The organism is Mesorhizobium sp. W067 (assembly GCF_054719525.1).
In genome coordinates, this window is the sequence record NZ_JBTTII010000001.1 from 4,328,255 (window position 1) to 4,349,323 (window position 21,069).

The 21,069-nt window shown below is 62.6% G+C and carries 18 protein-coding genes and 1 pseudogene; 3 read left to right on the forward strand and 16 right to left on the reverse strand.

The features are described 5' to 3' along the window. Window positions 1-54 precede the first annotated feature (54 nt). From serA to glmM, 5 genes are all read right to left on the reverse strand, one after another. The gene (serA, locus tag ACYG97_RS21105; protein ID WP_023699182.1) at window positions 55-1,656 is read right to left on the reverse strand and encodes a phosphoglycerate dehydrogenase; all 1,602 of its coding nucleotides are present in this window, start codon (window positions 1,654-1,656) and stop codon (window positions 55-57) included. A gap of 58 nt (window positions 1,657-1,714) precedes the next feature. After that, window positions 1,715-2,890 (reverse strand): phosphoserine transaminase, encoded by a 1,176-nt coding sequence (locus ACYG97_RS21110; protein ID WP_023733021.1) that lies wholly within the window; start codon window positions 2,888-2,890, stop codon window positions 1,715-1,717. Between the two features lie 201 nt (window positions 2,891-3,091). Beyond that, the gene (locus tag ACYG97_RS21115; RefSeq protein WP_348626116.1) at window positions 3,092-4,015 is read right to left on the reverse strand and encodes an outer membrane protein; all 924 of its coding nucleotides are present in this window, start codon (window positions 4,013-4,015) and stop codon (window positions 3,092-3,094) included. Window positions 4,016-4,181: 166 nt separating this feature from the next. Then, the gene (locus ACYG97_RS21120; RefSeq protein WP_023711972.1) at window positions 4,182-5,027 is read right to left on the reverse strand and encodes an outer membrane protein; all 846 of its coding nucleotides are present in this window, start codon (window positions 5,025-5,027) and stop codon (window positions 4,182-4,184) included. Window positions 5,028-5,279: 252 nt separating this feature from the next. Next, on the reverse strand, window positions 5,280-6,632 hold the full coding sequence (glmM, locus tag ACYG97_RS21125; RefSeq protein ID WP_023688970.1) for a phosphoglucosamine mutase: 1,353 nt from the start codon (window positions 6,630-6,632) through the stop codon (window positions 5,280-5,282). 346 nt (window positions 6,633-6,978) lie between these two features. Here glmM and ACYG97_RS21130 point away from each other — a divergent pair, with 346 nt between their 5' ends. Further along, window positions 6,979-7,983 carry a hypothetical protein gene (locus tag ACYG97_RS21130; RefSeq protein WP_023733020.1) on the forward strand — a complete coding sequence of 335 codons (1,005 nt, stop codon included), beginning with the start codon at window positions 6,979-6,981 and terminating at the stop codon, window positions 7,981-7,983. A gap of 241 nt (window positions 7,984-8,224) precedes the next feature. Next, window positions 8,225-8,677: a hypothetical protein gene (locus ACYG97_RS21135; protein ID WP_023688968.1), complete on the forward strand. Its 453-nt coding sequence runs from the start codon at window positions 8,225-8,227 to the stop codon at window positions 8,675-8,677. A gap of 73 nt (window positions 8,678-8,750) precedes the next feature. Here the strand turns inward: ACYG97_RS21135 and ACYG97_RS21140 are convergent. After that, window positions 8,751-9,635 (reverse strand): annotated as a pseudogene (locus ACYG97_RS21140) (NAD(P)-dependent oxidoreductase); the annotation flags it as partial. A 19-nt stretch (window positions 9,636-9,654) separates the two neighbouring features. After that, window positions 9,655-10,419, reverse strand: coding sequence for an SDR family oxidoreductase (locus ACYG97_RS21145; RefSeq protein ID WP_023673595.1), 765 nt, complete (start codon window positions 10,417-10,419; stop codon window positions 9,655-9,657). A 185-nt stretch (window positions 10,420-10,604) separates the two neighbouring features. Here ACYG97_RS21145 and ACYG97_RS21150 point away from each other — a divergent pair, with 185 nt between their 5' ends. After that, the gene (locus tag ACYG97_RS21150) at window positions 10,605-10,973 is read left to right on the forward strand and encodes a winged helix-turn-helix transcriptional regulator (RefSeq protein ID WP_023704885.1); all 369 of its coding nucleotides are present in this window, start codon (window positions 10,605-10,607) and stop codon (window positions 10,971-10,973) included. A 66-nt stretch (window positions 10,974-11,039) separates the two neighbouring features. On the opposite strand, the gene ftsH is transcribed toward ACYG97_RS21150, so the two are convergent. The 9 genes from ftsH to ybgC form a co-directional block, all read right to left on the reverse strand. Continuing rightward, a complete protein-coding gene (gene ftsH / locus ACYG97_RS21155; RefSeq protein ID WP_023673598.1) occupies window positions 11,040-12,965 on the reverse strand; it encodes an ATP-dependent zinc metalloprotease FtsH in 1,926 nt (641 codons plus the stop codon). Window positions 12,966-13,068: 103 nt separating this feature from the next. After that, complete coding sequence (gene tilS / locus ACYG97_RS21160) at window positions 13,069-14,475, reverse strand: tRNA lysidine(34) synthetase TilS (protein ID WP_023733019.1); 1,407 nt, start codon at window positions 14,473-14,475, stop codon at window positions 13,069-13,071. A 51-nt stretch (window positions 14,476-14,526) separates the two neighbouring features. After that, window positions 14,527-15,609, reverse strand: a complete 1,083-nt coding sequence (gene ybgF / locus ACYG97_RS21165) for a tol-pal system protein YbgF (protein WP_023733018.1) — start codon at window positions 15,607-15,609, stop codon at window positions 14,527-14,529. A gap of 211 nt (window positions 15,610-15,820) precedes the next feature. After that, on the reverse strand, window positions 15,821-16,327 hold the full coding sequence (gene pal / locus ACYG97_RS21170) for a peptidoglycan-associated lipoprotein Pal (RefSeq protein WP_023684182.1): 507 nt from the start codon (window positions 16,325-16,327) through the stop codon (window positions 15,821-15,823). A 259-nt stretch (window positions 16,328-16,586) separates the two neighbouring features. Then, window positions 16,587-17,891 carry a Tol-Pal system beta propeller repeat protein TolB gene (tolB, locus tag ACYG97_RS21175; RefSeq protein ID WP_023673841.1) on the reverse strand — a complete coding sequence of 435 codons (1,305 nt, stop codon included), beginning with the start codon at window positions 17,889-17,891 and terminating at the stop codon, window positions 16,587-16,589. Window positions 17,892-17,929: 38 nt separating this feature from the next. After that, window positions 17,930-19,087, reverse strand: coding sequence for an energy transducer TonB family protein (locus ACYG97_RS21180; protein WP_023733017.1), 1,158 nt, complete (start codon window positions 19,085-19,087; stop codon window positions 17,930-17,932). 7 nt (window positions 19,088-19,094) lie between these two features. After that, on the reverse strand, window positions 19,095-19,547 hold the full coding sequence (tolR, locus tag ACYG97_RS21185) for a protein TolR (RefSeq protein ID WP_023673843.1): 453 nt from the start codon (window positions 19,545-19,547) through the stop codon (window positions 19,095-19,097). 9 nt (window positions 19,548-19,556) lie between these two features. Next, complete coding sequence (tolQ, locus tag ACYG97_RS21190) at window positions 19,557-20,267, reverse strand: protein TolQ (protein ID WP_023673844.1); 711 nt, start codon at window positions 20,265-20,267, stop codon at window positions 19,557-19,559. Window positions 20,268-20,579: 312 nt separating this feature from the next. Beyond that, window positions 20,580-21,050, reverse strand: coding sequence for a tol-pal system-associated acyl-CoA thioesterase (ybgC, locus tag ACYG97_RS21195; RefSeq protein WP_023673845.1), 471 nt, complete (start codon window positions 21,048-21,050; stop codon window positions 20,580-20,582). Window positions 21,051-21,069: the final 19 nt, after the last annotated feature.

The window sequence follows — 21,069 nt, forward strand, 5'->3', positions numbered from 1 at the left end:
GCGGCGGCCGCCCCAATGATGGGGGGAGGACCGCCGCGTCCGCCACGACGTCAACTACATCGCGTTGACGTCGAACTGCAGCCGCTTGGCCGAGTCTATCGACTTGTGCGCCTTGACCTGTTCCAGCACTTTTTCCGGGAACGGCGCGTCGAGATAGAGCAGCGCAATCGCGTCGCCGCCCGGCCGGTTGCGGCCGAGCTGGAAGTTGGCGATGTTGACGCCGTTCTCGCCGCACACCGTGCCGAGCAGGCCGATAATGCCGGGCGCATCGGCATTGGTTGTGTAGAGCATGTGCTGGCCGACCTCGGCGTCGAGATTGATGCCCTTGATCTGGATGAAGCGCGGCTTGCCGTCGGAGAAGCAGGTGCCGGCGATCGAGCGCGTCATGTGCTCGGTCTTCACCGTCAGCTTGATGTAGCCGTCGAACACGCCCGACTTGTCGCGCTTGACCTCGGCGACGATGATGCCGCGCTCCTTCACCATGATCGGCGCCGACACCATATTGACGTCGGCGACCTGCGGCCGGATCAGTCCGGCAAGCGCGGCACTGATCAGGGCACGCGTGTTCATCGTCGCGGTCGAGCCGTCGAACAGGATCTCGACCTCGTTGATCGGGTCCTCGGTGACTTGGCCGACAAAGGCGCCGAGCACTTCGGCGAGCTTGACGAACGGCTTCAGCCGCGGTGCTTCCTCGGCCGTGATCGAGGGCATGTTGATGGCATTCGAAACCGCGCCCTTGATCAGATAGTCGGCCATCTGCTCGGCCACCTGGAGCGCGACATTTTCCTGCGCTTCCGCTGTCGAGGCGCCGAGATGCGGCGTTGCCACCACATTCTCCATGCCGAACAGCGCGTTGTTCTCCGCCGGTTCGACCTCGAACACATCGACGCCGGCGCCCGCCACCTTGCCGCTCTTCAGCGCCGCGACCAGGTCGGCTTCGACGATGAGCCCGCCACGCGCGCAATTGATGATGCGCACGCCGTTCTTCATTTTGGCGATCGCCGCCGCGTCGATGATGTTGCGCGTCTTGTCGGTCAGCGGCGTGTGCAGCGTGATGAAATCGGCGCGGGCGAAAAGCTCGTCCAGCTCGACCTTGTCGACGCCGAGTTCCTCGGCGCGCTTGTCCGACAGGAACGGATCGAAGGCGACGACATGCATCTTCAGGCCGACGCCGCGCGTGGCAACGATCGAGCCGATATTGCCGCAGCCGATGACGCCCAGCGTCTTGCCGGTGATCTCGACGCCCATGAAGCGGTTCTTTTCCCATTTGCCGGCATGGGTCGAGGCATTGGCCTCCGGGATCTGCCGGGCGAGTGCAAAGATCATCGCCACCGCATGTTCGGCCGTGGTGATCGAATTGCCGAAGGGCGTGTTCATCACGATGATGCCCTTGCGGCTCGCCGCGGGGATGTCGACATTGTCGACACCGATGCCGGCGCGGCCGACGACCTTGAGTCTTGTCGCTGCGTTGATCAGTTTTTCCGTGACCTTGGTCGCCGAGCGGATGGCAAGGCCATCATACTGGCCGATGACTTCGAGCAGCTTTTCCTTGTCCTTGCCGAGATCGGGCAAATAGTCGACCTCGATACCGCGGTCCTTGAATATTTGGACGGCGGTGGTGGAGAGTTTGTCAGAGACGAGAACGCGGGGCGCCATGGCGGCCTCCTTGAATTGGATTGTCGGGAAAGGGCGGCCCGCAGGCCACCACGAAATCTCAGGCTGCTGCCTTCAGCGAAGCCTTCTGCGTGGCGAAGGCCCAGTCGAGCCAGGGCAGCAGCGCCTCGAGATCGGAGGTCTCGACGGTGGCGCCGCACCAGATGCGCAGACCGGAAGGTGCGTCACGATAGGAGCCGATGTCGTAGGCGACGCCTTCCTTGTCGAGCACAGAGACGATCGCCTTGGCGAAGGCCGCCTGCCCGTCGGCGTCGAGCGCCGCGACATCGGCGTCGGTGAAGGACAGACATACGGACGTGTTGGACCGTGTCGCCGCATCGACCGCGAGATGGCCGAGCCAGGACGACTTGTCGACAAAGCCATCGAGCACGGCGGCATTGGCATCGGCTCTGGCAATCAACGCATCGAGACCGCCGATCGACTTCGCCCAATGAAGCGCATCGAGATAGTCCTCGACGCACAGCATCGACGGCGTGTTGATGGTCTCGCCCTTGAAGATGCCTTCGATCAGCTTGCCGCCCGAGGTCAGGCGGAAGATTTTCGGCAGCGGCCACGCCGGCTTGTAGGTTTCCAGTCGCTCGACGGCGCGAGGCGACAGGATCAGCATGCCGTGTGCGCCCTCGCCGCCCAGCACTTTCTGCCAGGAGAAGGTGACGACATCGAGCTTCTGGAAATCGAGCTTTTGCGCGAATGCCGCTGAGGTGGCATCGCAGATGGTCAGGCCCTTGCGATCCGCCGGGATGAAATCGCCATTCGGCACGCGCACGCCTGAGGTCGTGCCGTTCCAGGTGAAGACCACATCGCGGTCGAAATCGATCTTGGTGAGATCCGGCAGTTCGCCATAGCCTGCCTCGATCCTTCTGATACCGGCGAGCTTCAGCTGCTTGACGACATCGGTCACCCAGCCCGAGCCAAAGCTTTCCCATGCCACCATGTCGACACCGCGTTCACCGAGCAGCGACCACAGCGCCATCTCGACAGCACCCGTGTCCGACGCCGGCACGATGCCGATACGGTAATCCGCCGGAACCTGGAGAATTTCGCGCGTCAGCTCGATCGCCTGCTCGAGCTTGGTCTTGCCGATCTTGGCGCGGTGGGAACGGCCGAGCGCGGCATTCTTCAGCGCCTCGACCGACCAGCCGGGGCGTTTTGCGCAGGGACCTGAGGAGAAATTGGGATTTGCCGGACGGAGTCCGGGCTTCGTATGCGTCGTCATCGTGGTCTATCCTTCCAGATAGTGGCCCCTCGTTGGGGAGGGGTGGCCCACGGACGGCGATATGCGTTCAACCCTCAGGCGTCAAGAGGAAAGTTTCTGTCGCTGGCGGGATACTGGCGATACGGGATCAGTATGTCGTGAACTCAAACGCAAACGGCGGATCGAAGAGATCCGCCGTCGGGTTTCGTATCTGCAGCCAGCCTACCAGAGGTCGTAGCGCAGCCCGAGCTTGACCGTCTGATAATTGATGCCCTTGTGGATGTTGAAGGCGCCGCTGTCATAGGCGACGTATTTGCCCTCCGGCACCGAGAAATATTCGTAGCCAAGGTCAACCGACACGTTCTTGGCCACCTGATAGGAAAGGCCGGCACCGATCGAATAGGCAAGGTTGAATTTGCCCTCCTTATCCGTTGCACCCTCGTAACCGGCCGGATCGTCACAAGAGAACCCGCCCGTACCGGACGAATTGGGGGCCACTTCCACGCAATCCTTCGCCCCAATGCTCCTGTAATATTTATTGTATGCGACACCGATCCCTCCGCCAAGATATGGAGTGATCCCAACATAGGTGCCGAGATCGACATAGCCATTGGCCATGATGCTGTAGCCTTTGTTGGAAGCATTGTCGGAAAGATCGCATGCCTGCGTAGCCGCGACGGAATTGATGGTGCCAAAACCGTCGTCCACAAGCGTATGGCCGTCGCAAGTGGCTGCCAACTTGGCGTGTTCCCCGAATTTGTCGGTCGGAAGAATCCCGCCGTTCAGCTCGACCCGAAGATAGTCGTTGACATGATACCCCATACCGAAACTGCCTGTGAAAAGGCTGCTCTCATCGGTAAAGCTGTTAAGCGGGCCGGTTGTCGCTTCCTCATGCTCGAAGGGATGGCTGAACGCGTAGCCGACATCGCCGCGCAGATACCAGCCCGAGCCGACCTCGACCGGTTGATAGTCCGGCGCCTGATCGACATAGATCGGCGGATCGTAGTCCGCGGCTTGCGCCGGCGTCAGCAGCGCAAGTGCGAGTGCGGCAAGTGCCGGCGCTGTCAGCAATTTTAAATTCATGGGTCCCCGGCTCCTGAAATTAGCGCTCTTCATTTTGATCGCAAGCGCCGTTTCAGTGGGCATTGTTAACCATAGTGGTTAAGTGCGGGTTAAGGATAACGCGACGTTACCGATTTGATTTCGATAGGCTTTCTCTCCGCACGCCGCGGCCTGGAAGTGCACCGCAATCGGCAAACAAAAACCGCCCGGCATGGCCGGGCGGTTCGCAAATTCCTGGATTTCGAAGCGACTACTTGGTGTAGACCGGCTCCGGTTCGGGAACGTAGGGCTCCGGCGGCGGGGCGCAGTCCGACCGGCCGAACTGGTAGCGCAGGCCGCCGCGCACTTCGTGCACGTTGATGCCGCGATCGAAGCCCGGGCCGACATCGCTGTCGGAGGCGTAGTTGAACATCTTGCCACCATTGATGTGGCTGTAGCGATAGCCGAGATCGAGCTTGACCCGGTCGGTCAGGCAGTAGGAGGCGCCGGCCATGAGGGCATAGGCAAAGCGCCAGCCCTTGCCGCCGCTGTGCTCGAAGGAGCCATCGAGATCGGTATTGTGCAGCGTATCCCACTTGACCCAGGCACCACCGATGCCGGCGCCGACATAGGGCGTCACGCCGTGCCAGGTGCCGATATCGACATAGGCATTGGCCAGGAGCAGCATCGCCGAATAGGACGATGTGTCGACGGAGGTACAAGCTATGCCGCCGCCGCAGAAACCATTGGTCGAGCCGCGGAAATTGGACTTGCCCATCCAGTCGAAGGTCAGATCGGTGCGGAAGTACCGGTTGACCTGGTAACCGACACCGGCGCCGGCCGAAAAGGAACTCTTCAACTTGCCGGAGGCGAACGAACCGGGGAGTTGGGGCGGTGCCGGGCTGTAGGTGGTGTAGTCACCACCGCGGAACTTCGACCAGTGATAGTCGATATCGCCGCGGATGTACCAGCCGCCGAAATCGGCCGGCTGTTCATAGGCGATCGGCGCCGGCGCCTCTTCGACCACTGGCGGCTCCGCCAGATCGGCGGCGAATACTGGCCCGGCCACGCCTGCGAACAGCGCGGCAAGGAAAGCCCTTTTTGCTGTATTGAACATGTTTGTCACCCCTGAGAACCCGTCGGAACTTTGAATCCGCTCGAATGTGTTTGACCTCAGTTGTGGATAATGAATTGCAAAAGTTAAAAGGCGTTTAACCCTGTCAATTAACCACGAATTCTCGACATTTTACCAAACGGCCTCCGCCGGCATGACGCTGGGACCAACCCTGGCCGAAACAAAAAGCCCGCCTGCAGGCGGGCTTGAAGTCTTGAGCCGGCAGTTCGCCCCTGCCCGTCGGAGGCAGCGCAATCAGGCGGCGCTGCGCGTTTCCGAGATGATGTCGACGATGTCGTTGACCACGGCCTCGACCAGCTGTGGGTCGTCGCCCTCGGCCATGACGCGGATCAGCGGCTCGGTGCCCGAGGGCCGGATAACCAGGCGGCCGGCCTTGCCTAGACGGTTGCGCGCATCTTCGATCGCCGCCTTGACTAAGGCTTCTTCAAGCGGCTTGCCGCCGGCGATGCGGACATTCTTCAACAGTTGCGGCACCGGCTCGAATTTCTTCGACAATTCGCTGACCGGCCGGTTCTGCCGCTTGATGCAGGCCAGCACCTGCAGAGCCGAGACCAGCCCGTCGCCAGTGGTCGAGAAATCGGACAGCACAATGTGGCCCGACTGCTCGCCGCCGACATTCAACCCGTGCGCGCGCATATGCTCAACGACATAGCGGTCGCCGACCTTGGTGCGATGCAGCTGCAGCTTCATGTCGCCAAGGAAGCGTTCGAGGCCGAGATTGGACATCACCGTCGAGACGACGCCGCCGCCGGCCAGTCGCCCGCTCTGGTGCCAGGACTCGGCGATCAGCGCCATGATCTGGTCACCGTCGACGATGGCGCCGTTCTCGTCGACGATGACGACACGGTCGGCATCGCCGTCGAGTGCGATGCCGATATCGGCGCGCACTTCATGCACCTTCTTCTGCAGGCCGGCCGGATGGGTCGACCCGCATTCCTTGTTGATGTTGAAACCGTTCGGATCGACATTGATGGCAATGACCTCGGCGCCCAGTTCCCAAAGTGCGGCGGGCGCCACCTTGTAGGCTGCGCCATTGGCGCAATCGACGACGATCCTGAGACCCGACAGCGACATCGAGCGCGGCAGCGTGCGCTTGGCGAATTCGATGTAGCGGTCATGCACGCCGTCGACGCGCTTGGCGCGGCCGAGCCCGTCGGAATCGGCGAGCGCCAGTTCGATATCCTTGTCGAGCATGCTCTCGATGCGCTCCTCGATCTCGTCGGAGAGCTTGTAGCCATCGGGACCGAACAGCTTGATGCCGTTGTCGTAATAAGGGTTGTGCGAGGCCGAGATCATGACGCCGATATCGGCGCGCAGCGAGCGCACCAGCATGGCGACCGCCGGTGTCGGGATCGGGCCGAGCAGGAACACATCCATGCCGGCCGCGCACAGGCCGGACACCATGGCGTTTTCGATCATGTAGCCGGACAGCCTGGTGTCCTTGCCGAGCACGACGCGGTGGCGATGGCTGCCGCGCTGGAACGACAGGCCGGCGGCCATGCCGACCCGCATCGCGATCTCAGCCGTCATCGGAAACTTGTTGGCGCGCCCGCGAATGCCGTCGGTGCCAAAATAACGTCCTGCCATGCTTGCCAGAATCCCCGTCGGTTTTTCAGCCGGCTCGTAATGCCACAATTGGTCCGAGCCCGACTATCACATTGTGTGATTGTATATTACCAATTCTTAGAAAATCATTGTAGCAGGCTGTTCGGAGCGTTGGGCAGCGTATCATGACACGGTGTTGCCGCAATATAGCATTCACACTGGGCCACACTGCGCAGATTGGGCCGGTAAGCCGGGACTGTTGGAGGGGCAGATCGCAAGGGTCCATCACCTTATCGGGAGAACGCCGTTTAGCATCTGGCGCAGCCTAGCGTTGAGAGCTATTGATTGACACAGATACAACCTATGGGCGCAGCAACGGGAGAACGCCATGCTCATCCACCGACTTGCAACTTTGACGGGTCTTGCCGTCGCAACCTTGTTCATGGCGGCGCCCGCCAGCGCGCTGACCATGGCCCAGTGTAGTACCAAGTATAATGCCGCCAAGGACGCCGGCACGCTGAACGGGCAGACCTGGAATCAGTATCGGAAGGCCGAGTGCGGCACCGACGCGGCGGCCACCACCGAGACCGCAAAGCCGGCAGCCAAGAAGGCCGCTGCGGCCAAGACGGACACGACCAAGGCCGCCGCCGCTGCTGATGACGGCGCCAAAGGTCTGACGGCCAAGGAATGCAGCGCTAAATACCAGGCTGCCAAGGCCGCCGGTACGCTCAATGGCGCAAAGTGGAACGACTTCCGCAAGACCGAATGCGCCGCCGGCGCATCCGCCGCGGCAGAACCCGCCAAGGCCACGACCAAGGCCGCAGCCACAACCGACGATGGCGCCAAGGGCCTGACGGCCAAGGAATGCAGCACCAAGTACCAGGCGGCAAAGGCCGCCGGCACACTGAACGGCGTGAAGTGGAACGACTTCCGCAAGACCGAATGCGCCGCCGGGGCCTCGGCCGCGGCAGCACCCGCCAAGGCAACCACCAAGGCAGCTGCCGACAGCAGCGGCAAGGGCCTGAGCATGGCCGATTGCAGCGCCAAGTACCAGGCTGCCAAGTCTGCCAATACTCTGGGCGGCAAGAAGTGGAACGACTTCCGCAAGGCCGAATGCGGCGCAGGCGCAGATGACGACGACACCGTGCCCGCTCCGAGCGAGGCGACCTATACCAGCGAGCCCGAGAAGCCCTCGGTCACCGCTCCCAAGGGCGTGAAGTTCCCGGCCGCGATCTCGAAGAAATACGCCGGCGAGACGCCGGCCAAGGGCCGCATGCACACCTGCCTCGAGGTGTATTATGCCAACAAGGACGCCAACACGCTGAATGGCCTGCGCTGGATCCAGAAGGGCGGCGGCTTCTACAGCCTCTGCAATGCCAAGCTGAAGAGCTGATCGCGTAGCCATATTCTCCAGACAGAGGCCCGCGCATCGCAGCATGCGCGGGCCTTTTTGTTGCGCTCGAACACACCCGGCGTTGCCCGCGTCTACATACCGCGGAAGCTGTCGGCATCATCTATTCGCCCACCCTGCCAACCGCCAGACATATCGGTGGTTCGCAAAGATTCCAATTGAACATATGTAGAACAAATGGTATACAAAAGGACATCGAACTTTTGTCAACCAGGAGAGTCTTATGTCCAGATTGAAATTGGCGGCATTGGCTGTGACGGCATGGATTGCGTGGAGCGTCGCCCCTGCAAGCGCACTGACGATGAAGGAATGCGGCGAGGCCTATCGCACAGCCAAGGAAGGCGGCACTCTGAACGGCATGGATTGGACCGCTTTCCGCACCGAGAAATGCGCGACGTCAGCTGCGGAGAGTGCCAATGCGGATGCGGTCAAAACCGAGCCGCAGTCGCAGAAGGAAACCAGCGCGGCGGTCGCCCCCGCTGTAGCGCCGACGGGCGTGACATTCCCGACCACCCTCGCCGCCGAATTCAAGACCGAGAAGCCCTCGAAGGCGCGTATGAAGACCTGCCTGCAGGGCTACCACGGCAACAAGGACGCGGGTACGTTGAACGGCCTTCGCTGGATCCAGAAGGGCGGCGGCTATTACAGCCTCTGCAACGCCAAGCTGAAGAGCTGATCGACCAGCAGCGTTTGAAGATCGAAGGCCCCCAACCGCAAGGTTGGCGGGCCTTCTCTTGGGTCTTGCCCCGTCAAGCGCCTTGTTTCGAGAGCTGGAGCAGTGCGACCAGGCTTGTAAGATCGGCATTGGCCTGGCCGGCAGCCACCCCGCGCTTCATCAGGCTTTGCATCGGCAAGACGAGTTCGGTGCTGACATCAGCCGACCTGCTGGCATCGATGAGATTGACGTAGGCATCAGCCTGCATGCCCAGGTTGGAAACGACATTGCTGGTGTGATCGCCACTGTCGATCTGTTCCGCCCACTTCGGCAGCAGGCCTTGCATCGACTGAAGCCAGGAGGCCAGCAGCGGCATGAACTCGCCGGCCGGGATCCCTGCTGCGCCCGTCAATGCCAACGCCTGCAGAACGCCCGCGAACATGCCGTACATGCCGCTCAGAAGCGAGATATCATAGAGCGGCGCGAGGCAAGCATCCTCACCGAGGAATTTGCTGGTGCCGAGCGCTCCGAGCTGCCCCGAACAGGCATCGAACGCCTGGCGCGAACCGCTGTAGAGAATCAAGGCGTGCGGCCCGCCGATCATCGGCGGCACCGCCATGATGCCGCCGTCGATGTAGCTGGCGCCCTGGCTCACCGCCCAGGCCGACATCGCCCGCGCCTGCTCGGGCGTGCCGTTGGTGAGATTGACGAATGTGCGGCCCGACAGCGCGTCTCGGCTTGGGCCGAGCACCTCACGAACGGTGTCATAGACAAGCAGGCACGCCACGATCAGTGGACTCGATCTGACGGCTTCCTCGACACTCTTGGCCACAGTGGCGCCCTTGGCTGCCAAAGCCTCAGCCTTTGCCGGAGAACGGTTCCACACCGTCACCGCATGTCCCTGGTTCAGAAAGGCTTCGGCAAGCGCCGTGCCCATGGCGCCGAGACCGATCACTGTTATGTCGCTCATTCTGCTTCTCCTTGGTTTGGTTGCGCGGTTACGCCGGTGTCGGGCTCAGGTCCTGGCCAAGGCCACCGTCCACGGTCAGCCGCGCGCCCGTGGTGAAGGTCGCGTCGAACGCCAGGAACAGCACTGCGCGCGCCACCTCCTCCATCGTGCCGTGGCGCTTCATCGGCGTGACCGCGTCGCCGATCGCCATGAAGGCGGCCCGCTCCTCGGCCGAGGCGTCGGCCACACCCATCGTCGGCGTATCGATGAAACCAGGGCTGACCACATTCACGCGGATGCGGCGCGGCAGAAGCTCGGCGGCCAGGACCTTGGCGAAGGCGCGCAGTGCCGCCTTCGATCCGGAATAGACGCTCATGCCGCCGGTGCCGGATTCGTCGGCGATCGACGAGGTGAAGACTATGGCGCCACCATCCCTGATGAGGGGCAGCAGGCGCTGCGCGGTGAAGAAAGCGCCTTTGGTGTTGATGTCGAAGGTGCGATCGTAACTGTCCTCGGTGACCCGCTCCACGGGTTCGAGATTGGCCACCCCGGCATTGACGTGAAGGAAGTCGATGTGGCCAAGCTTCTGCCCCACTTCGGCACCGAGCGTGACGATATCGGCCATGTCTGAGATATCGGACCGCACGACATGAGCTCGCGAAAGCAGCTTGGCTCGCGCGGCCTCGATGTTGCGCTGGTCGCGGCCGGTGACCAGGACCTCGGCGCCGCTTTCGATCAGGGCTTCGGCAACGGCGAGCCCCATGCCGTGCGTCCCGCCGATGACAACGGCCTTCTTGTTTGCGTATCGTGTCATGATCCATCCCTTTTTGACAAAATCCGGCCGCCGACGGCCTTTGCAGGTCGAAGCGGGGTACCGATATGATGTTGTGGTGTTCGCCGATGCCGGCGAGCTGGTTTGAAGCTATGGACCGGCTTGGTTTTTCTCAAGTACCGACAAAAATGTAAGCTACCCACCGATTGCTCAGAATTGGATGAAACATGGGAAAGAAACAGCCAGATAGTTGCGGATTGGGGCCGGCGCTGGAGGTCATCAGCGGCAAATGGAAGGCGCTACTGCTCTGGCAGATTCACAAGGCGCCGGCACGATTCGGTGAGCTGAAGCGGCTGGTGCCTGACATCAGCGAAAAGATGCTGATCCAACAGCTGCGCGAAATGGAGGCCGACGGCATCGTCCATCGCGAAATCTTTCCCGAGGTGCCGCCGAGGGTCGAATACTCGATTACCGAATTCGGCATCGAGCTGGACAATGCCCTGATCCCGCTGGCCAGATGGGGCAAGCAACATGCTGGCCGGACTGACGGTGTGCGCCCCGGCAAAGCAAATGCATCCGTCCCGCATGCTCTTTGAGAGACCCTGAATAGCAAAACGCCGCGGATTGAGCCGCGGCGTTTTCTTGCATCAAGTGATGTCAGCTCAGCTCGATGGCTGAGGCTCCATGCCGCCTTCGGGCTCGGGACCCTTCTTGCGGCGGCCGGACTTCGGCACAGCCGAGCCGCGGCTTGTGGGGGTGTCATCCCCCAAATCTCGCGCGGGCTTCTGCCCGGCGATCAGCTGCTTGATCTCTTCGCCCGAAAGCGTCTCGTATTCGAGCAAGCCCTGCGCCAGAGCGATCCATTCCTTCTTCTTCTTGGTCAGAATGGATTTGGCCGTGACATAGGCCTCGTCGATCAGGCGGCGTACTTCGGCGTCGATGATCTGCGCAGTCTCTTCCGAGACGTTCTGCGTGCGCGCCACAGAATGGCCGAGGAAAACCTCTTCCTGGTTGTCGCCATAGGCGACGTGGCCGAGCTTGTCGGAGAAGCCCCAGCGCGTGACCATGGCGCGCGCCAGCTTTGTCGCCTGCTCGATGTCCGAGGACGCGCCGGAGGTGATGTTCTCCTTGCCGAACTTGAACTCCTCTGCGACGCGGCCGCCCATCATGATGGCAAGCCGCGAGATCATGTATTTGTAGCTCATCGAATAGCGGTCGCCTTCCGGCAGTTGCATGACCATGCCGAGCGCGCGACCGCGCGGGATGATGGTCGCCTTGTGCAGCGGATCGGCCGACGGCACGTTGAGCGCCAGGATGGCGTGGCCGGCCTCGTGATAGGCCGTGAGTTCCTTTTCGGCCTGGGTCATGGCCGACGAGCGGCGCTCGGCGCCCATCATGATCTTGTCCTTGGCGTCCTCGAACTCGGCCATGGTGACAAGGCGCTTGTTGCGGCGCGCCGCCATCAGAGCGGATTCATTGACAAGGTTCATCAGGTCGGCGCCCGAGAAGCCCGGCGTGCCGCGTGCGATCACCTTGAGGTCGACATTCGGTGCCAGCGGCACGTTGCGCACATGCACCTTGAGGATCTTCTCGCGGCCGACGATGTCGGGGTTCGGCACCACCACCTGGCGGTCGAAGCGACCCGGACGCAGCAGCGCCGGATCGAGCACGTCGGGCCGGTTGGTGGCGGCGATCAGGATGATGCTCTCGTTGGACTCGAAGCCGTCCATCTCGACCAGCAGCTGGTTCAGCGTCTGTTCGCGCTCATCATTGCCACCGCCGAGGCCGGCGCCGCGATGGCGGCCGACAGCGTCAATTTCGTCGATGAAGATGATGCAGGGAGCATTCTTCTTGGCCTGGTCGAACATGTCGCGGACACGGCTTGCGCCGACGCCGACGAACATCTCGACGAAGTCGGAACCCGAAATGGTGAAGAACGGCACATTCGCTTCGCCGGCGACGGAGCGGGCGAGCAGCGTCTTGCCGGTGCCGGGAGGTCCGACCAGAAGCACGCCGCGCGGGATCTTGCCGCCGAGGCGCTGGAACTTCTGCGGATCGCGCAGGAACTCGACGATCTCTTCCAGATCTTCCTTGGCCTCGTCGACGCCGGCGACATCCTGGAAGGTGACGCGGCCATGCGCCTCAGTGAGAAGCTTGGCCTTCGACTTGCCGAAACCCATGGCGCGGCCGGAGCCGGACTGCATCTGGCGCATGAAGAATATCCATACGCCAAGGATCAGGATCATCGGCAGGTAGGAGATCAGATAGCTGAACAGCGAGTTGGAACCGTCCGACTCAGGCCGCGCATTGATGGTGACGTTCTTGTCCTGCAGCCGCGAGACCAGCTGCGGATCGCCAGGCGAATAGGTCTGGAAGCCATTGGCGTTGTCGGCGTAGGTGCCCGTGATGCGGGCGCCGGCGATGACCACCGTCTTGACCCGGCCGGCCGCGACCTCTTGCAGGAACTGCGAATAGGGAACGTCGGTCGAGGCCCCGCGAGTCTGCGGCGTCTGGAACAGATTGAAGAGAGCAATGAGCAGGACCGCTATGATCGCCCAGAGCGCGAGATTGCGATAATTCGGATTCATCAATTGTCCCGTTGGTGCCCGCTGGGACACGCGTCATGAGAGGAAACTTGCGCCTAACATAGGGAGAGCGCCCCCCCTTGCCAAGCATAACAGCACGTCTGGGTTAAGCTTTCGCGCCATGATCAACCGGCACTGTGGCGGCCAAAGGGCAAGCCGGGACAGGCGGTGCGCCGATCAACTCGGCCACGGCCTGCGCCAACACCAGATCGAAGCACGGCAGAAAACGGGCAAAGGGCGCAACGGCGGGACTGACGGCGATTGCCGCCGCCGCCGCTACATCCCCTGCAAAACCAAGGCATTCGCCGCCGCGCCATAGCGCCGGTTCCGCAGCCAGGGCGGCGCGCACAAGGCTTGGCGGCGCGCCATCCCCGGCAATCGGCGTTCTGGCGGCGGCAGCGGCGCCAAGCGGGGCGATCAACCATGCACCCGGACTGTCGCCCAATGTGATCGCCCCGGCTTCGATGTCTGGCGTGATCCGCCGGCGACCGTCCCAAAGCAGAGTGCCAGCTATCGGCGCGGAACGCGGCAGGTCGCGCGATTCACGGCGCAGGAAGATGCCGTTTCGCCTGATATCGACGACCGCCCGCGACAATGTGGCGCAAAGCCGACCGGCCCGCATTTGCTCGAACAGCGCTTCGCCGCGCGCCTGGTCCGGCAACAAGGCGGTGCCGCCCGTCGCCGCCAGCAGGACACGCAGCGCATAGACCGAGGCTCGCGTGTCGTCAGCTTCGGCAAGACCGGGATCGAGACGGATGAGACCCCTCGCCGGCCGGCTGGCAAATTCACCGATCAGGGCGGCGGCGCGGCGACCGAGTTGTTCGCGCTCGCCGGCGGCCCGCCTGGCCAGGCCGATCGCTTCGGCAAAACGCTGCCCGCTCCGGTCTTCGCCGAGCACGGCGCGGATGCGCGGGCGTTCGAAATTCGTGTCGATGTTGGTCGGATCCTCGACCCAGCCGACATGTTCGCGCTGCAGGAAGGCGCGCAACGCCGCGCGCCGAGCGCCGAGCAGCGGCCGCGCGATCCAGATCCGCCAGTCATAGAGGGTGGCAGGCGCCATGCCGGCGAGACCTCGGCCTGCAAGCTCTCGCCCGTCATTCCGCGCGGCTCGCATCAGGACGGTCTCGGCCTGGTCGTCGGCGGTGTGGCCGGTTACGATCACACCAATGCCTTGCGCCTGCGCTGCCTCGGCCAGCAACCGGTAGCGCGCCTCGCGTGCCGCCGCGGGCAGGCCGGCCGACGGCTTGGCGCCGTACCAGTTGAGCGTCCGGTGCGCGATGCCGCGCTCGGCACAAAGCTTTGCCACGCTGCGCGCTTCGGCTGCTGCTTCCGGACGCAGGCCGTGGTCGATCGTCACCGCCAGCAGCCGGGCTGTCGGGGCGCTGCGGTCGAGGTGAGCCTTGAGGAGAAGAAGGAGGGCGGTCGAGTCGCTGCCCCCGGACACGGCCGCAAGCGCGCCGTTGGTAAAGTCGATCTGCGAAAAATTCGAAAGGTCAGGCTCGGTATCGAGCATCAATGCATGTCGCGCAAAAGTGGTCCCGGTTCTGGGACAACACGGCAAAGACTAGCACGCCGCCAGCGCCCTCTCCTGCTTGACGCGTTCCTTGAGCGCGGCCGAAATATCGGGATAGCGCTTGCCGATCTCGCCGAAGGTGGCGCAGGCGACATCCTTCTGCTTGAGGCCGACCAGCGACACGCCAAGCTTCAGGAGCATGTCAGGCGCCTTCTTGGCCTTCGGATAGTCCTTGCTGGCGGAGAGGAAAACCTCGGCAGCGTCATGATACTTCTGCTGGCCAAGCAGCGATTCGCCAAGCCAGTAATGCGCGTCCGCCGCCTTGGCGTCCTTCGGGAACCGGGCGATGTGGTCGCGAAAACCCTGCTCGGCGGTGCTGTAGTCGCCCGACAGGATGAACTGGTAGGAGTTGCGGTAGATCTCTTCCGGGTTGTTGGTGGCAGGCAGCGCCGCCACCACCGTGCCGTCCGACTTGCCGGTCTTAGCCCCGGCAGCCGGCGCCTCGGCGGCGGGAGCCGCACCTTCCGCCGGCGCCGCTGCCTGCGTGTTGCCGCCGGCGTCGATTACATTGCCGTTCTTGTCGACGGTGATGGTGCCGAAGGTCTTGGGCGGCGTGCCGTTGATCACCTTGCCGGGATCGCCGGTCTGCGATTCGACGATGACCTCGCCGACGCTCTGGCCGCCATCCGACTGCGCGCCGGCATCGGCCGGCGCCTGGTCTGCCGGGGCCTCGGCGACGCCGGTGCCCGCGCCACCGTCCTGCGGCGCGGCCTCCGATTTCTTCTGGGCCGGCGGCTGCCCGCTGGAGCCGCCTTCCAACTGCTGGAAGCGGAACTCGTTGTCTTCCTGCTGCTTGCGCATCTGCTCCTGCATCTGCAGGATCTGGAAGTTGAGTTCCTCGAGCTTGCCGTTCATCTGCCGGAGCTGATCTTCCAGCCCCGCGGCGGCGGTGCCGTCCTGCTGCTGCGCGATCTGTTGCTGCTCCGGCTTCTCCTTCTTGCCGAAAATGCCGAGCGTCGGCAGATGGAAGGAAAAGCCGCTATCCGCGGGTTGTCCGGTGCCGCTCGCAGAAGCCGCGAAGCCTGATACGAGCAGCAGCGCAAGCGTGCCGCTCAAGACCGATCTGAAATGCATGTGCCTCTCGCCGTGAATATCGTGAGCCTGTTCGCGCCTTCCGATCACAGTGGGACCGGCACGACGCCCTCGGCTCTTAGCAGGAGGCGAGACTTCGGCCAAATTTTGTTTCCGGGTTTGTTTCCGGGACCGAAACTGAAAAAGGCGGCCACAAGGCCGCCTTTCGCATGGAAGTGTTGCAATTATGCGACTAAGGCCGCCGTCTTACTCATCAGGAGCCGGCGCCGGAGAGCGTGGTGACGGCGCGGCGATTCTGCGACCAGCAGGAGATGTCGTCGCAGACCGCGACCGGACGTTCCTTGCCGTAGGAAATGGTCTTCAGGCGGCTCGCCGAAACGCCCCTGGCGACCAGGAAGTCGCGGGTGGCGGCGGCGCGGCGGGCGCCGAGAGCCAGATTGTATTCACGCGTGCCGCGTTCGTCGGCATGGCCTTCGACGACGATGGCGTACTGCTTGTACTGGTTGAGCCACTGCGCCTGGCGCGACAGCGTCGTCTGCGCATCGGCGCGGATCGCGGTCGAGTCCGTGTCGAAGAAGATGCGGTCGCCAATGTTGACGGTGAAGTCCTGCGCCGAGCCCGGCGTTGCCGCACCCGCGCCATTGAGACCGAGATCGGCAGCGTTGTTAGGGGTTTTCTTCGAGGCGCAACCGGTGATGGCGAGCATCGCGATCAGGGCGATCATCGCCGGGTTTCTGGTAAGTGCTGCGATACGGCCCATGCCGCCTCTCCTTCGTATTCGAGTGACTTCGTTGATCACCCAGTAACCACGTTTGGGTTAACCGGCATTCAAGAAACACGGTTAAAATTTGGTTTCAGCCGCCGTCCCCAGCCAAAATGACCTGATGCCACAATGGTCGCGGACCGTAGGCGGAAATGCGGCCAAAACGCGACTTTGGCGTGAAAAAAGCCCCAAAACGGGGCTTTTAAGGTAGTGTTGCCGAGTTGCAACGAAGCGAGCGGGCCAGGCCGAAACTTAGTTACTCCAGCAGCGGCGACCACGCCGGGTCGGAAGCAAAATTCGCGGTCGGGATCGACTGTTCGTTGCGGCCGGTGAGATCGACGGAAACCAGTTTTGGGCCGCCGGCGGAGTCGCGGAAGAACATCAGCACGCGGCCGTTGGGCGCCCAGGTCGGTCCCTCCTGCTGGAAGCCCGAGGAGAGGATGCGCTCGCCCGAACCGTCGGTCTTCATGACGCCGATCTGGAATTCGCCGCCGGTCTGCTTGGTGAAGGCGACGAGGTCGCCGCGCGGCGACCACACCGGCGTCGAATAGACGCCGTCGCCGAACGAGATGCGGGTCTGGCCCGAGCCGTCGGCGCCCATCACATAGATCTGCGCGCGGCCGCCACGGTCGGAAGTGAACACCACCTTGCTGCCGTCGGGCGAATAAGACGGCGAGGTATCGATCGCCGTCGAATTGGTGAGCCTGGTGGTCGAGCGGCTGCGCAGATCCATGGCAAAGATGTTGGAATTGCCGTCGTCGCGCAGCAGGCTCATGATCACCTTCTGGCCGTCGGGCGAAAAGCGCGGCGCAAAGGTCATGCCGGGAAAATTGCCGACCAGTTCGCGCTGCCCGGTCTCGATCTGCAGCAGATAGACCCGCGGCTGACCGCTTTCGTACGACATGTAAGTGATTTCCTGCCGGTTGGGCGAGAAACGCGGCGTTAGCACGATCGAGCGGCCATCGGAGAGATAGCGCACATTGGCGCCGTCCTGGTCCATGATGGCGAGCCGCTTCTTGCGCGCATTCTTGGCGCCGGATTCGTCGATGAAGACGACGCGTGTGTCGAAATAGCCCTTCTCGCCGGTGAGCTTCTCATAGATCGCATCGGCGATGATGTGGGCGACACGGCGTTGATTTGCGTCGTTGGCGAAAAACTGCTCCCCGGCTATCTGCTGGTTGCCAAAAATATCCCATAGTCGGTACTGGGCGCGGATTCGGCCGTCCGCCTCCTTGCTCACGCTGCCGGTGACCAGCGCCTGCGCATTGATCACCTTCCAGTCGTCGAAACGGGGCTGCGCATCCGGATTGGCGATCTTCTCGATGAAGGCGTTCTTGTCTATCGGTGCGAAGAGACCGGAGCGCTTCAGGTCGGCGGTGACGATCTCGGAAATCTGCGCGCCGAGCCCTCCCTGGAAATCTGGGATGGCGATCGGCATCGGTTCGACATTGCCTTTGTTGACGTTGAGCTCGAGGGTTGCTCGAGCAGGCAAGGTGACGACGGCGTTCATGCCCATCGCCATCGCGGCGACCATCAGGAGCGGCTTGAGGATGGATTTCATGTCTTCTCGCTTCTCTTGCTGATTTCTGGGTGCTCAGGCTACAGGCCAAGCATCGCTCTGGGATCGAAGTTGACGCGAACGTCGGACCAAATGTCATGCTTTCCGGCGGGCACCTGCAGGCCGGCGACATCGCATTTCTGCACAGCGCGAACCGCGCTGCTGTCGAACTGGGGGTTGCCGCTGGACTTCTCGACGGTCGGACGGCCCTCCAGCTTGCCGGAGGCATCCAGGCTGAAACGGATCACCACGGTGAAATCCTCAGAACCCTCAAGCCCAACCGGGAGGGTCCAGCAGCCACCGAGTTGTTCTTCCAATGCCCCTTGCTCGGACTTCGACAGCTTCTGGCCTTGATCCTTGTCGCCGCCTAGCGATGCTTGCTGGGTCGAGCGCTTAGCGCCGCCGCCGGATGGCTTCTGCTTGTCGAGCAAAGCCTTGATGTCAGCCTCATTGAACTGCTTGTCATCCGACTTCGGCTTCGACGAGGCTTCCTTGACTGGCTTGTCAGCGTCCTTGCGGTCCGGTGCCTTGGCGCTTTCGGCCTGCGCCGGCTGCGGCTTCGGCCGTGCTTCGGGAGCAGGAGCGGAAGTCGGAAGCTGCGCTTCTTCCAGAGGCTGCTGATCCGATATGGCTTCGGCGACCGCGTCGGGCTTCACGCGTGGCTTCGGCTCTATGGCGGCGGTCGTGTCCGGCTGCGGTGTTGGTGCAGGCTCCTTCACCGGGGTCGGCTTCGGTTCAACCTGCTTCACCGGCTCGGGCTTGACCTCTTCCTTCGGCTGCGGCTCCGGCGCCACCTCCGTCGCAGGTGTCGGCTTCGGCGCTTCCTTTGGCTTCGGCGTGTCCTCGGTCTTCGGCTTTTCGGTCGGCGTCGGCGCCGGAGCAGCCGTCGCTGTTTTCTCCACCGGCTTCGGCTTGGGATCGTCCGTCACCGGCTTGTCGGTATCAACGCTGTTCTCGCCGATTTTCTGTGCATCTGGCACGATGTCGGGACGCTTGGTCGGCATCGGCGCCGGCTTTTCATGCATCACCGCCTTCTTGTCGCCCTGCAGCGTCTGCGCAATGGCTTCCATGGGAACGATGTCGACCGCTATCGACTCGACATCCGTGGACGGCAGCGCGGCCGGCGCCGACAGGGTGAACAGGCCGAAAGCCAGTGCCACCGTATGCAGTATCACCGATGTGGTGAGGCCGGTCTTCATCGTGCGTCTACTGATCCTGTTGCTGCAGTGAAATCAGGCCGATATTCTTGTAGCCGGCGGCCTGGATGAGGGCCATGACCTCCATCGCGGCACCATAATTGGTCGCCTTGTCGCCGCGGATGAAGATGCGCTCTTCGTAGCCGGTCTTGGAAATCGCCTGCAGTTTGGCGACCAGCTCTTCCCTTGGGATTTCGGTCTCCTGCAGGAAAATCTTGCCGGCCGCGTCGATCGAAACGGTGATCGGCTGGGTGTCGGCGTTCATAGCCTTGGCCTTCGTCTCCGGCAGGTCGACCGGCACGCCGACCGTCAGCATGGGTGCGGCGACCATGAAGATGATCAAGAGCACCAGCATCACATCGACCATCGGCGTGACGTTGATTTCCGACATCAATGCATGGTGGCGGCCGCGCCGCCTGTGTCCGCGTCCGCCGCGTCCTGCCATGCCAACCGACATACCCATCTTCTTACCTCAGCCCTTAGGCGCTACTTTTTCATCGATTTGGCGCGAGAGTATGGCGGAGAACTCGTCCGAGAACCCTTCCATCCGCACCGCGATCTTGTTCGCGTCGGATGACAGCTTGTTGTAGGCGATAACCGCTGGAATGGCGGCGAGCAGACCGATGGCCGTTGCCAGCAGCGCTTCGGCAATGCCGGGTGCGACAACCGCGAGACTGGTGTTCTTCGAACCGGCAATCGCCTGGAACGAGGTCATGATGCCGATGACGGTTCCGAATAGGCCGATGAAGGGTGCGGCCGAACCAGTGGTGGCGAGAAAGCCGAGACGGCCCTCCAGCTTCTCCATCTCGCGCGTCAACGCCAGGTCCATCGCCTTGTCGATGCGGGTCTGCAGGCCGAGCGGCGATTTGGCCCCCTTCTCGAAGCTCTTCTTCCATTCGCGCATGGCGGCGACGAAGATCGCACCCATGCCCGTGGTCTTGCGGTCGGCAAGCGTGCGATAGAGCTCTTCCAGCGACTGCCCCGACCAGAACACCTGTTCGAAGCGATTGAGCGACAGACGCATGCGGGCATAGCTGACCAGCTTGTCGACGATGATCGCCCAGGTCCAGACCGAGGCGCAGAGCAGACCGATCATGACCAGCTTGACCACCCAGCTGGCCTGTGTGAACAGCGCCCAAATCGACAATTGCGCTGCCGGATCGGCGAGTGCGGTAGTTTCCATGCTTCAGTCCTTAAGATTTTCCGGGCATCGCTGGCGGCTGGCCCATGGGCATCCCTTGTGGTCCGTTCGCGCTTGGCTTCCGGATTAACCCCAAAATGCACCGTTGGCGGCCTTTTCAGGGCAAATATTGGTGAAAGGAAGGCGCGCGGATTCTTCCAATCTTCACCGATCTCTTCATGAACCGTTATGGTTAAGGATGGGTTAGGAAATATGGCGCGGCGCATTGCCGCGCCAAGGCACGACGCGGGCCATCCATCCACAATCGAATGCGCTGCCGATTGGCCGCTCGTTGCCGGCCGGCAGGCCTGGATATCAGCTTGCTCCTGGTAGAAAGGCCGCGATCCATTCTTTCGGAAAGCGCTTCGGCCGGCCGTTCTCGCCGATGATCGCCGCCTCGACCTTTGCTTCGACCAGAACCTCTGTCCCGCGTTTCAATTGCTGCGCCATGACGATGCGGGCGCCGGAAATATCCTGCGTTGATGTGTCGATGGTCAGGATATCGTCCATGCGGGCAGGCGAGCGGAAATCTATCTCCATCCGCCGCACCACCCAGACGATCCGTTCGCCGTGCTTGCCTTCGTGAAGTTCTGTGTGGTGGACGCCCGCCAGCCTGAGATAGTCCGAGCGGCCGCGCTCGAAGAATTCGAGATAGCGCGCGTGGTAGACGACGCCGGAAAAATCGGTGTCGGCATAATAGACTCGCGCCATCAGCCGATGGCCGAATTCCGTCAAGGCTCCGGAAAGCCCGCCGGCAAGCGCCGCCGATTCACCATGATCGTCCATCGCGCTTTCCTTTTTGCCC